This window comes from Yersinia antarctica (assembly GCF_056636475.1).
Window position 1 is genome coordinate 4,623,633 of sequence record NZ_JBSJQF010000001.1, and the last position, 12,445, is coordinate 4,636,077.

Here is a 12,445-nt window from a genome sequence, read left to right on the forward strand (position 1 = left end):
TAAACAGCATAAAATTAGGATTAAATTGAATGGGTTTTACTCAAATGATAGTGGGTTGTGCTGGTTATGTGATCTTTTACTCCGGTAAAACTCGGAAAATGCAGTAGCGAAAAAACATTTTCCGCCGTGAACGTACAGAAAAACTTACACAACGCTCTGGTCTGTGATCTAGTACAATAAACCACAGCCCCATTACCCTTACTTTTTTGTGGTCTCTCGACGATGAAACTGACTATTGAACGATTAACAACCCTTACTCATCAGGATCTTATCGATTTAGCGAAGATCTGGCCTGAACAACAGCCAACGCTCTGGCAGCAGTGGATTAACGATGGTAAGCCGCTGTTTGGCGCGCGTTTTAACGAGCGTCTATTAGGTGCAGTCAAAATCACGGTGAATGGTCAGCAGGCTGAGTTTCAGGATTTGTATGTCAGAGAGGTGACTCGTCGCCGTGGCGTGGGATTATATTTGATCGAAGAAACGCAGCGTCAGTTACCGACAGTACAGCACTGGCAACTTAAGGATGAGCAGGTTATAGCCGAACAACATGAGGCGATGGATGGTTTTATGCACGCCTGTGGTTTTAGCCGTGGCACACAAGGCTGGCACAAATAGCCAGTATCAATAAAATAGCGATCTCAGCTCATTTGGTTTTGCTAGATAAAGCGGGTTTTGCTAAATAAATTTTGTTGATGAAGAGTGCCAAAAAAGCAAAAGGGCGACATTAATAAATAATATCGCCCTTCATGTTACGTCATATCCCGTTGTAACCTAACATCACAGTTGTGTTTAGCTGCAATGCTAATGGTTTTGGGTATATGTATTAGGCTTCAATCGCCATGCGTAATTTTTTCATCGCGTTTTTTTCAAGCTGACGCACACGTTCAGCAGATACACCGTACTGATCGGCCAGTTCCTGCAACGTTGACTTGTTGTCATCGTCCAACCAACGGGCGCGAATAATATGCTGGCTCCGCTCGTCCAATCCTTCCAACGCATAAGACAATTTATCTGCCGCATGGTTATCCCAGTTATCCTCTTCAATGCCATCAGCAAAATCAGAGGTTTTATCCTGTAAATACAGGACCGGCGCCATGGATTGGCCATCACGTGCTTCGTCATCTGGAGATGGATCAAATGTCATATCCTGTGCGGACATGCGTGATTCCATCTCGCGAACATCTTTACTGGTCACACCCAGTTCTTTGGCAACCAGCTCGACTTCATCCTGATTAAACCAACCCAGACGCTGCTTGGTTTTACGCAGGTTGAAGAACAATTTACGCTGAGCTTTGGTGGTTGCGACTTTGACAATTCGCCAGTTACGCAGAACATATTCGTGAATTTCTGCTTTGATCCAATGTACCGCAAAGGACACCAGACGTACCCCGACTTCAGGGTTAAAACGGCGAACCGCTTTCATCAAGCCAATATTACCTTCCTGAATAAGGTCAGCCTGTGGCAAACCATACCCGGAATAGTTGCGGGCAACATGAGCGACAAAGCGCAGGTGAGACAGGATAAGCTGTTTAGCCGCTCCCAGATCGCCCTGGTAATGCAGCCGTTCAGCCAGCTCCCGTTCTTCCTCTGCGGTCAGCATCGGATAGGCGTTGGCGGCCCGAATATAGGCTTCCAGACTACCTTGGGGTACTAAGGCTAAAGTTTGCATTTCTTTGGTCATTCAAAACCCTCTCATTGCATGTTTAGTGCAGTTTTGTCTCAGCGCAGATATTTTAGCATCTGCTTAAACAGATTCAAGCGCTGGGCACATTATCATTTCACTGTGTTATTGGACTGGTTATTGCCGTAAAAGTTCATACTAGATCACACTTTTTGACTCTGGATCTTAGCAGATAACCGGTCAAGCGGATCAAGAAGTGTAGATGGAATTCACTACAGCAAATACCTCTTTCCCTGCTTTAGTTCAACACCGCAGGGAAAGAGTATAACAAACATTCTTTACTGCGGTGTAAATCGACGTAAATGTTGGACCGTTGCCAGCCACGCTGCAATCCAGCCGATCATGGCAGAGATCAACACCAGCAACAGGCACTCATCCCAGCTCAAGCCATGTAAGGTAAATTGGGTACCGAACACCGCTGCCACCTGCGTAACCACCGAGCCAAGCTTCCATACCAGCCCTTCTGATAGGATCAGAGATAACACCGCACCACCAAATCCCAGCATTGCCCCGCCGTTCAGGAACGGCCGCAGAATGAACCCATCCGTTGCACCAATCAACTTCATAACATTGATAGTATCGCGGCGGCTAAAGATACTCAGACGCACACTGTTACCAATTACCAGGAACACGGCAACCACCATCAAAACACCAATCATGGCCGCGACCTGCCCGACCAGGCCTGTCAGCGCGGCCAAACGGGCAAACCAGCTATCATCCATGCGGACTTCAGCCACCCCTTCCACCTTACTAACCCGATCACGCAGGGTATCCAGCGTCCCTGAGCTTTGGAAATCCAATTGAGGGGTGATGATGGCAACAGCGGGCAGCGGATTTTCTTCCAGCATATCCAGCGCTCCACCAAAACCGGACCAGTTGCGGAACTCACCCATCGCTTCTTCCCGCGACAGATAATTAACCTTCTCCACACCTGCTTCCGCTTTCAGCGTAGTCACCACGTTCTCAGCTGCGTTATCGTCCAGTGCTTTATCTAAATAGACCGTCAGTTGTGGGGTTGGATACCATTGATCTGCCGCCTGACTGACGTTCTTCCACACGATATAGCATACGCTTGGCAGTGTTAACGAAATGGCAATCACCATCACCGTTAACAGTGTCGCCAATGGCTGGCGCATCATATCGGCAATGGCATTAACCCACGAATAGCGCCACTGTTCACGCCAACCGCCTTTTAGCGCTTTGGTTTTTGCTTTCTGTGCGTTATTCGCCATGATGCGCTCCTAACATCCGCCCCTGACTCAATGTCAGAATCGGGTAGCGCCGCCGGGCAATCAACGACGTATCGTGGGTTGCCATCAACACGGTAACGCCCACACGGTTAAATTCTTCAAACAAACGCAAAATACCTTCGGATAATGCATCGTCTAAGTTACCCGTCGGTTCATCAGCCAGTAATACTGCCGGTTTATTCACTACCGCCCGAGCAATGCCTACACGCTGTTGCTCACCGCCGGAAAGTTGAATTGGGAAGTTTTTCGCCTTATCCAACAACCCTACTTTATCCAGTGCTGCGGATACTCTGCGGCGAATATCTTCAGTGCTGGCACCAGCAATAATCAATGGCATAGCGACATTGTCATATACCGTTCTGTCCAACAACAGGTGATGATCCTGGAAGATCATCCCGATCTGGCGACGCAGGAAAGGTACTTCTCGGTTTTTCAAGCGACTTATATCGTGACCACCAAACCATATATGACCGGCACTGGGGCGCTCGATACCACAAATCAGTTTCAGCAGGGTGCTTTTCCCTGCACCGGAATGGCCGGTCAGAAACGCCATTTCCGCTGGGCGCAGATGAAAATCGACCCCTTGGAGCGCCTGTCGTCCGCCCAGATAAGCTTTACTGACCTGTTCAAAGCGAATCATCCGTATTAGTCCTCTCGGGCAAAAAGAGCCTCAATAAAATCGTCAGCCTTAAATGGCCGCAAATCTTCTATACCTTCCCCAACACCGATATAACGGATTGGGATTCCGAACTGATCTGCGATGGCAAAAATCACCCCGCCCTTGGCGGTACCATCCAGTTTAGTTAGGGTAATTCCGGTCAGACCGACTGCTTCATTAAACAGTTTCGCCTGACTCACCGCATTTTGTCCGGTACTGGCATCTAACGTCAGCATAACCTCATGGGGGGCGTCGCCGTCCAGCTTTTTCATCACTCGGACAATCTTCTTCAACTCTTCCATCAGGTGGGCTTTATTTTGTAAACGCCCGGCAGTGTCCGCCAGCAGCACATCAATACCTCGGGCTTTCGCTGCCTGAATAGCATCGAAAATCACCGAAGCAGAGTCTGCACCGGTATGCTGTGCCACCACGGCAATCTTGTTACGATCCCCCCAAACTTGCAGTTGTTCTACCGCAGCCGCGCGGAAAGTATCACCCGCCGCCAGCATGACAGATTTACCTTCAGCCTGGAATTGACGCGCCAGTTTCCCGATGGTGGTAGTTTTCCCCACACCATTAACGCCAACCATTAAGATAACAAAGGGATTTTTGCCACTGACATCCAATGGCTTGTCTACTTTAGACAGAATTTCAGACATTTCCTCTTTAAGCTTGCCATATAACGCTTCGGCATCTTTTAGCTGCTTACGACTGGCATGTTCGGTTAGAGAGGTAATAATTTTACGGGTAGTTTCGACGCCAACGTCGGCGATCAGGAGCTGTTCTTCTAACTCTTCAAACAGATCGTCGTCGATTTTCTTACCACTAAACAGCCCCATAAAACCGGAGCCAAGATTCTGCTTGGTTTTAAGTAAGCTGCGTTTTAAACGAGCAAAAAAACCTTCTTTGGTTGGGCGTTCTTGTTCCTGAACCGCTACCGGCACAATTTCGTTTACCGCTTCAAGCTCTGTTTGTGACTCAAATTCTTCTTCAATTACTGCTGTTTCGCCGCTAACCTCGACCCACGGCTCTTCCACAATAGCTTGTGGCGTAGAGACATCGAGAACCAGGTTATCTTCTGTCAATGGCAGTTCTGGCGCACTGACGGTGCCTTCATCCCATTGAGCAACATTATCGTCTTCATTCTCATGTTGTGAGAAATGATGTTGTAAATACTGAGGATCAGAAGAGAAATCTATCGGTTCTTCAACCCCCTGCGCTGTAGGGTCTACATCCAGCTCAGGCAGAATTTCAGCCGCGGCTTCACTGACAACGGCGCTATCCCATTCACCCGGTGCGGCAGTGACATGCTCTTCTACCTCAACAGGTGGATGCTCAGATGCTATCTCAATCTGTTTCTCACTGATGGCTTGCTCTTCAGCATGCTCAGCAACACCTTCTTTTTCAGTAGCCAATGGCTCTGTTGGTTGTTCTTCATTCTGACGGCCAAGGCCCAGCCAGGAAAAAAAACCACGTTTTTTTTCTTTTGCCATTTGCGACTACACTCCTCGCGGTTTAATCATGGCTTTACCCTTATGACTTCGGGTTTGCATAAAATAAGATAATAGTTTGCAAGTCTATCACTTTCCCCTGAACAGCAACACGCGCACGATGCTGGTTTCTATTGTGAATTCAGTCAACAAAGGTTTAACGTTTCCCCCACACAGCAGTCGTAGGTAGAATAGCGATTAACTCTTTTATTCAGCGCTGCAATACTGACCAACTTTCAAGCAAAGCAATCTATGGCAAAACGACCTACAACACGATCGACAACCCAACGATCTAGCGCAAAACCGGCGGTACATCAGGCAGCGGGGCAGATCCGCATCATTGGTGGCAAATGGCGAGGCCGTAAATTGCCCGTGCCTGATAGCCCAGGGCTACGCCCAACCACTGACCGGGTCAGAGAGACACTGTTTAACTGGCTGGCACCGATGATTCAGGGTGCCCGGTGTCTGGATTGCTTTGCTGGCAGCGGCGCATTGGGGCTGGAAGCGCTATCCCGTTATGCCGGTGAAGCCATATTATTAGAAGCCGATCGGCATGTCGCCAAGCAACTTGGCAGCAATCTGGCATTATTGAGTGCCGAGAATGGTCAAGTAGTGAATACCAATTCTTTGCAGTGGCTGGCTCAACCGGGGCAGCCTTTTGATCTGGTATTCCTTGATCCCCCTTTCCGTAAAGGCTTGTTAGCTGAAACCATCACACTGCTGGAGCAATATAACTGGCTGGCAGAACAGGCTTGGATTTACGTTGAAGCTGAGGCTGAAAGTGCCGCTGCGGATGTCCCCGGCAGTTGGCAGTTACATCGCGAGAAAATTGCCGGTCAAGTGGCCTATCGTCTCTATATTCGTAATGAACAGACTCACCAACACGCTGTATCAGCGGAAGAACTGGAGCAACACCATGTGGATTAATCTCGGCCGGTTATTGATGTTAGGGGTATGGTTTTTCTTACTGCTAAATCTGTTCCAACCCTTCCCTAAACCATTGAGATACTTTATTAATGTTGCCATGATATTTATGGTTTTGATGCATGGTTTGCAACTGGTTCTACTCAAATCTACACAACCTAAAGATCAACCGATCAGTGGCTTGCAGCAACTTAAAATCTTTGTGTTCGGTGTCTTTGAATTACTGGCCTGGCAAAAGAAGCAACCATCACTGCCTAAAAAATAAACTTATCTGCCGCCTGCAACTTCAAGTCTATTGGATATACCTTGGTTGTAGCGGCAAATTGTTGATTGCAGGCTGACTTATTTGGCGACAGATTTAGTCGGGGACTGACGTCGGGGTAAAACCAATATAGCGGGAGCCTTGTAAACGTAACGTTCCCTGTGCGCCTTGTACAATACTATTATACGCCTGCTGTGGCAGTATCACTTTGATTTCACGGTTACTTTTCACCTCAATACTACTGATAAGTGGCTGGAAAGTAACTTCATAGCGTTTTTCTTCTGCGACAATTTCTTCGCGCTGCCTTGAGCGACGATTGGGCGCTAATACTTCTCGTTTATTAATGACTTCAACTTGTAAACTGCGCACCAGCGCTCGGTCATTTTCTGTATCCTGCCGTTTTTTTTGCCAATACTGACGGGTCGCCAATACGGCTATCAGTACCACCACAGCAATCAATAATAACGGAGGTTTATTCATACACTACCCATCAGGACTTATTGCCCGGCAGATAGGGGAAACTCATCACATTACTGCCCAATTCAGAGATCCGAGCGCTGCCCTTTTCCGTCACGGCATCGATACGAATCACCGAATGAAGAGGAATATAGCTGCGGTTAACACCTGAAAATTCTGTTTTCAGTTTTTCAGTTGAAGGGTCCACCAGCAATGTTGATTGACTATCAAAGACAAAATCAGCAATTTCAATAAACCCAAACAAGTTACTCGGGCCTACCTCACGGACATAGAGCTGATAATTCTTACCGTTATTTATAAATTGAATACGATAAAGCAATTGTTCATTGGCCATGGCGCTACTGCCTCTATCCCTTGATTTAGCGAAAGGAAATCGGCCTTAACATAACATGTGGGCCAAACAACACCAAGATCTCCGCTGGCGGATGGTGCCGCTAAATCTGATTATGCGGACTGTTACGCATTAAGTGGCACAAATCATGCAAATCACAATAGCGTCGCTATCGCTCTTGGCTTCCATCCCTTACACTTGATGAATGTATACTCGGAGTCATTAGCATTACGGATTATCATTACAACACAGGTACTTTCACTAAAACCTGCATAGAAAAAAGGATAAATAATGAGCTGGCCATTCCTTGCCGTATTTTTTTCTGGTTGGTTGTTTGTTGATGCAACTTACCGAGGCCCACGCTGGCAGCGTTGGGTATTCAAACCTGTCACCCTGTTACTTTTACTGTTACTTGCCTGGCAAGCACCTATTCTTGGTCCTGTCGGCTATCTCATTGTCTTGGGCTTACTTGCGACTCTGGTAGCTGATGCATTATTACTGCTACCCAGTGAGCGCTTACTTTATGCTCTGGGCGCATTCTTCCTTTCCCATTTACTCTATACCATCAGTTTTGCCAGCCAGATGACATTCACGCTGTTCTGGCCTCTTCCATTGGTTTTGATCGTGATTGGCGCATTACTGATAGCCACTATCTGGACACGGCTGGAAGATATGCGCTGGCCAGTGATCGCTTTCGTTGGCATGACGTTACTGATGGTCTGGATGGCGGGCGAACAATACTTTGCCCGCAGCACAGATTTAAGCTTCTCTCTGCTGGCAGGTACCGTGTTACTGCTGGTTTCGCATAGCATTTGGCTACTGAATCGCTATCGTTTTTCATTCCGGGCTTCAGATGCAATTGTCGCTGGCTGCTACTTTGTCGGGCATTTCCTGATTGTCCGGTCGCTGTATTTGTAACTAAATCAGTACCGCAATACGTTTTTAGCCGTTTGAGCTGCGTGCTCCACCAAAGGGGCGCGCATTTCAATGCGCTGGATACGCTCACTTTAGTCATACCCTGCCAGGTAGCAAAAATCCCATTTAGCAATTACTCTCATTTCCCTCTTGACTCTGGAGTTGACTCCAAGGTGTAGAGTGCTGCAATACCTGTTACATGCTTTCCAGGAGGCACCATGCATTCACATTCTGAACATCAGCATCCAACGGATACACACAACAACTGTGGCTGTGGTCACACTCATGCCAAACAACAAACCGGTTGCAGCAGCCAGAAAACAACCAGTGCCAGCAATGACAGCTCAGACTCAGTGAGTGAACACTCACATAATGATGGGGGTTGCTGTAGTCAGGGCCAAAGCGATGAGGGTGATGACGAAAGCGACATACTCGCGCCAGCGATATCTGCAGATAACCAGCGCTTCAGTTGGCAGGTCAAAGGGATGGACTGCCCAAGCTGTGCCCGAAAAATTGAAAATGCCGTCAGTAATCTGGTCGGGATTGAAAATGCAAAAGTCCTCTTTGCCACAGAAAAATTAGTGGTTGATGCACGCATAGATATCCGCCCTCAAGTCGTGAATGCAGTCACTCAGGCTGGATTCACTCTGGTCGATACCCAATCAAGCGCAGGAAGTAAAGCCGCTGCGCCAGAATCACGCCTGCGCGAATACTTACCTATCGCATTATTAACCACACTGATGCTTATCAGTTGGGGGATCTCGTTATTCAGCCTTGAACTAAGTGAGTTTGCCTTCACTGCAACCACCATTGTCGGTCTGATCCCGATCACCGCCAAAGCCTGGAAGCTTATCCGCTCTGGGACTCCCTTCGCCATTGAAACCTTGATGAGCGTGGCAGCTATCGGGGCGATGTTTATTGGCGCAACCGCTGAAGCGGCCATGGTATTACTGCTGTTTATGGTCGGCGAACTGCTCGAATCTTATGCCGCAAACCGTGCACGCCGTGGGGTAACTGCCCTGATGGCACTGGTGCCAGAAGAGGCACTGTTGTTAAAAGACGGTGAGCGTAGGCAGGTTCCTGTCGCCAGTTTGCGCCCCGGCGATATCATCGAAATCTCGCCCGGTGGCCGCTTACCCGCAGATGTCGAACTAATGACCCCTTTTGCCAGTTTCGATGAAAGCGCCCTCACCGGAGAATCTATCCCTGTTGAACGTCAGCAAGGCGAAAAAGTTGCGGCCGGGAGCTTATCGGTCGATCGCGCCACTGAAATGCGAGTTATCTCAGAACCCGGCAATAATGCTATTGACCGTATTCTGCAACTAATTGAATTAGCAGAAGAACGCCGAGCACCCATTGAGCGTTTCATTGACCGCTTCAGTCGTATTTATACGCCAGCGATCATGCTGCTTTCAGCGCTGGTCATGTTAGTACCGCCTTTGGCTTTCGCCGAACCTTGGGAAACCTGGCTGTACCGCGGCCTGACACTATTACTGATAGGTTGCCCATGTGCGTTGGTTATCTCCACACCTGCGGCAATTACATCTGCATTAGCGGCGGCAACCCGCCGTGGTGCATTGATCAAAGGGGGGGCAGCACTGGAGCAGTTGGGCCGAATTCAAACGGTTGCCTTTGACAAAACCGGCACCCTGACCGAGGGCAAACCTAAAGTTACCGATATTCTGCCTATAGCCGGTGTGAGTGAAACCCGCCTGTTAGCGTTGGCCGCCGCCGTTGAAGCTGGCTCCCACCATCCGTTAGCGATCGCTATTATGCAACGCGCACAGCAAAACACCCCAATATTGCCACTGGCGAGTGAGCGTCGAGCTCTGGCGGGGGTGGGTGTTGAAGGTGTGGTTAATGGTCTGACGGTGCGCGTCAGCGCCCCCAGTAAGTTGCCCCCACAGTTATTGACTGCTGAGTGGCAAACACAGCTCGACCAGTTGGAAAGCAGCGGTAAAACAGCCGTCGCCGTGCTGGAAGATGAAACGCTAATTGGTTTATTGGCATTACGTGACACGTTACGAACTGATGCCAGGCAAGCCATTGATGCGCTGAAGAAGTTAGGTATTCAGGGGGTGATGCTCACTGGCGATAATCCACGAGCCGCAGCGGCAATTGCCGGTGAATTGGGGATTGATTACCGCGCCGGATTACTGCCCGCCGATAAAGTGCAAGCGGTTATGGCATTGAATGCGGCACAACCTACGGTGATGGTCGGTGATGGCATCAATGATGCTCCGGCGATGAAAGCAGCCAGTATTGGTATTGCCATGGGTAGTGGCACCGATGTGGCATTGGAAACAGCCGATGCCGCGTTGACCCACAACCGGTTAACCGGATTAGCAGAAATTATTCTGTTATCACGGGCGGCCAACGCCAATATCCGCCAGAACATTACTATCGCACTGGGCCTAAAGGGAATCTTCCTGGTTACCACACTACTGGGCTTAACCGGTCTCTGGTTGGCAGTATTAGCAGATTCCGGTGCTACCGCCTTAGTAACAGCCAATGCGTTACGGCTACTGCGCAAGCGGGATGTTTGAATCAAGCATCGGTTCTGATAATTGGGGCAGAGGCGGGTGTTACTGCGCTTTTGCCCCTTTCTTGACTAAATACCGATACGGCGTCTGCCCGATATCTTGTGCCAACAACTGATGGTCCATAAAACGGCAAAAACCGGGAATATCGCGGGTGGTGGCAGGGTCGTCAGCAATAATTAGTAGAGTTTGGCCATCTTCCATGTGCCGGACCGTTTTTCGCACCATCATCACCGGCTCAGGGCAGCGCAGGCCCAGTGCATCAAGTGTTTTGTCTGGATTGGCAAAAATATCGGTCATGGTGAGTCTCTTGTTGGTCGTTATGGGTTTGCTAGCAGTATAAAGATAAAATATAAGCCCGTGTGCGAAGGCGGATAGTTTACCCCGTCGATTTTTAGGCGCAAGCGACGCTAACGTTTGCGTTAAAATTAGCCATTGCATTCGTTGCGCAAACGCGTATTATGCCGCCGCGTCGCAGAAATTGCGGCACATTCTGTTTGGGTTCCCTCACCCCAATAACCAAAAAGGTCACATTTATGTTTTCGTTTACTGCCCAACAGCGGATGACCGCTTTGGTATGGCTGTCGCTATTCCATATTGTCATCATTACCTCCAGCAACTACCTGGTGCAATTACCGATCGCTATCTTCGGTTTTCATACCACTTGGGGCGCTTTTACTTTTCCGTTTATCTTCCTTGCCACTGACCTGACTGTACGGATTTTTGGTGCTCCTTTGGCGCGCCGGATCATTCTGTCGGTTATGGTGCCAGCGTTGCTGATTTCATATCTGATTTCAGCCCTGTTTTATCAGGGGAGTTGGCAGGGGTTACCGGCATTAACCAGCTTTAACTTGGTGGTAGCCCGTATCGCGATTGCCAGCTTTATGGCCTATGTACTCGGCCAGATTCTGGATGTTCAGGTATTTAACCGCCTGCGTCAGCGCAGTGCCTGGTGGGTTGCCCCTACTGCTGCCATGTTCTTTGGCAATATCAGTGACACCATGGCGTTCTTCTTTATTGCGTTCTATCGCAGTACTGACCCATTTATGGCTGCAAACTGGGTAGAAATCGCTTTGGTGGATTATAGCTTTAAGCTGCTGATCTGCATGTTGTTCTTCCTACCCGCCTATGGCGTGATGCTCAATGTATTGCTGAAATATTTTGCCCGACAGACCGAACAGCAAGCACTAAAGCAGGCTACTGCCACTGAACAATAGATTGCTTTTAGCGTCTGAATAAGGTGCGATAAGGCCATACCCAGATTAGTTGGCGTTGCAGGGGTGTCACTAACCCCCTGTAAGTTCAAGTAACAAGGGGATATTAATCATCAATAAAGGGATTCCCATGCATAAAATAACCAAATTTCTTGCTGTCGGTCTGTTGGTTGCAGGATTAAGTGCTTGTGATGGCAACAGCAATAGTAACGTGGGCCAACCGGTCAGCCTGCTGGAAGGCAAAGTGGCCTTCAGCTTGCCGGCAGACTTGTCTGATCAAAGCGGAAAGATGGGCAATCAAGCGAATAACATGCACGTTTACGCCAATAAAACCGGCGATAAAGCAGTTATCGTGATTTTAGGTGATAACACCAATGAAGAACTGGAAGTACTGACAACGCGTTTAGCAGACCAGCAACGCGCCCGTGATGCTAACCTGCAAGTCGTCACCAATAAAGCCATTAAAATTGACGGACAACCGTTCCAGCAGTTAGATAGCATTATTACCAGTGGCGGCCAGAAAGCCTATTCGTCTGTGTTGATGGGTAAAGTCGATAACCATTTGATGACAATACAAATTACGCTGCCCGCAGATAATCAGCAGCAAGCTCAGACTGAAGCCGAATCGATTATTAGCACGCTCAAGCTAAAATAGTATTCCTTAACAGAGCGCGGCTCATCAGCGCTCTGCCTGCATTATCCT

The 12,445-nt window shown here is 48.6% G+C and carries 14 protein-coding genes; 7 read left to right on the forward strand and 7 right to left on the reverse strand.

What is annotated here, in order from left to right:
- Window positions 1-222 precede the first annotated feature (222 nt).
- The gene (panM, locus tag ACWJJO_RS21330) at window positions 223-615 is read left to right on the forward strand and encodes an aspartate 1-decarboxylase autocleavage activator PanM (protein WP_083161963.1); all 393 of its coding nucleotides are present in this window, start codon (window positions 223-225) and stop codon (window positions 613-615) included.
- A gap of 208 nt (window positions 616-823) precedes the next feature.
- On the opposite strand, the gene rpoH is transcribed toward panM, so the two are convergent.
- The 4 genes from rpoH to ftsY all read right to left on the reverse strand — a co-directional run bounded on the left by rpoH (window position 824) and on the right by ftsY (window position 5,082).
- On the reverse strand, window positions 824-1,681 hold the full coding sequence (rpoH, locus tag ACWJJO_RS21335; protein WP_004391342.1) for an RNA polymerase sigma factor RpoH: 858 nt from the start codon (window positions 1,679-1,681) through the stop codon (window positions 824-826).
- 278 nt (window positions 1,682-1,959) lie between these two features.
- Window positions 1,960-2,913: a permease-like cell division protein FtsX gene (ftsX, locus tag ACWJJO_RS21340; protein WP_481091505.1), complete on the reverse strand. Its 954-nt coding sequence runs from the start codon at window positions 2,911-2,913 to the stop codon at window positions 1,960-1,962.
- A complete protein-coding gene (gene ftsE, locus ACWJJO_RS21345; RefSeq protein WP_019213191.1) occupies window positions 2,903-3,571 on the reverse strand; it encodes a cell division ATP-binding protein FtsE in 669 nt (222 codons plus the stop codon). Before ftsE ends, ftsX begins: the two co-directional genes overlap by 11 nt.
- Before the next feature lie 5 nt (window positions 3,572-3,576).
- Window positions 3,577-5,082, reverse strand: a complete 1,506-nt coding sequence (gene ftsY, locus ACWJJO_RS21350; RefSeq protein ID WP_083161959.1) for a signal recognition particle-docking protein FtsY — start codon at window positions 5,080-5,082, stop codon at window positions 3,577-3,579.
- A 249-nt stretch (window positions 5,083-5,331) separates the two neighbouring features.
- Here ftsY and rsmD point away from each other — a divergent pair, with 249 nt between their 5' ends.
- Window positions 5,332-6,006 (forward strand): 16S rRNA (guanine(966)-N(2))-methyltransferase, encoded by a 675-nt coding sequence (gene rsmD / locus ACWJJO_RS21355; RefSeq protein ID WP_083161957.1) that lies wholly within the window; start codon window positions 5,332-5,334, stop codon window positions 6,004-6,006.
- Window positions 5,996-6,268: a DUF1145 family protein gene (locus ACWJJO_RS21360; RefSeq protein WP_032906890.1), complete on the forward strand. Its 273-nt coding sequence runs from the start codon at window positions 5,996-5,998 to the stop codon at window positions 6,266-6,268. The genes rsmD and ACWJJO_RS21360 overlap by 11 nt, the downstream gene beginning before the upstream one ends.
- A gap of 93 nt (window positions 6,269-6,361) precedes the next feature.
- Here ACWJJO_RS21360 and ACWJJO_RS21365 read toward each other — a convergent pair whose 3' ends face one another.
- On the reverse strand, window positions 6,362-6,745 hold the full coding sequence (locus ACWJJO_RS21365) for a DUF2500 domain-containing protein (protein ID WP_083161955.1): 384 nt from the start codon (window positions 6,743-6,745) through the stop codon (window positions 6,362-6,364).
- A 10-nt stretch (window positions 6,746-6,755) separates the two neighbouring features.
- Window positions 6,756-7,076: a DUF1820 family protein gene (locus ACWJJO_RS21370; RefSeq protein WP_083161953.1), complete on the reverse strand. Its 321-nt coding sequence runs from the start codon at window positions 7,074-7,076 to the stop codon at window positions 6,756-6,758.
- A 288-nt stretch (window positions 7,077-7,364) separates the two neighbouring features.
- Between ACWJJO_RS21370 and ACWJJO_RS21375 the strand changes: the two genes are divergently transcribed.
- Together ACWJJO_RS21375 and ACWJJO_RS21380 are read left to right on the forward strand one after the other, a co-directional pair.
- On the forward strand, window positions 7,365-7,991 hold the full coding sequence (locus tag ACWJJO_RS21375; RefSeq protein WP_083161950.1) for a lysoplasmalogenase: 627 nt from the start codon (window positions 7,365-7,367) through the stop codon (window positions 7,989-7,991).
- A 215-nt stretch (window positions 7,992-8,206) separates the two neighbouring features.
- Window positions 8,207-10,534, forward strand: a complete 2,328-nt coding sequence (locus tag ACWJJO_RS21380; protein ID WP_481091506.1) for a zinc/cadmium/mercury/lead-transporting ATPase — start codon at window positions 8,207-8,209, stop codon at window positions 10,532-10,534.
- A gap of 39 nt (window positions 10,535-10,573) precedes the next feature.
- Here ACWJJO_RS21380 and tusA read toward each other — a convergent pair whose 3' ends face one another.
- Window positions 10,574-10,828: a sulfurtransferase TusA gene (gene tusA / locus ACWJJO_RS21385; protein WP_083161945.1), complete on the reverse strand. Its 255-nt coding sequence runs from the start codon at window positions 10,826-10,828 to the stop codon at window positions 10,574-10,576.
- A 236-nt stretch (window positions 10,829-11,064) separates the two neighbouring features.
- Between tusA and ACWJJO_RS21390 the strand changes: the two genes are divergently transcribed.
- Both ACWJJO_RS21390 and ACWJJO_RS21395 read left to right on the forward strand, forming a co-directional pair.
- Window positions 11,065-11,745, forward strand: coding sequence for a 7-cyano-7-deazaguanine/7-aminomethyl-7-deazaguanine transporter (locus tag ACWJJO_RS21390; RefSeq protein ID WP_372560056.1), 681 nt, complete (start codon window positions 11,065-11,067; stop codon window positions 11,743-11,745).
- A gap of 127 nt (window positions 11,746-11,872) precedes the next feature.
- The gene (locus ACWJJO_RS21395) at window positions 11,873-12,397 is read left to right on the forward strand and encodes a DcrB family lipoprotein (RefSeq protein ID WP_083161941.1); all 525 of its coding nucleotides are present in this window, start codon (window positions 11,873-11,875) and stop codon (window positions 12,395-12,397) included.
- The last annotated feature ends 48 nt before the right edge of the window (window positions 12,398-12,445 follow it).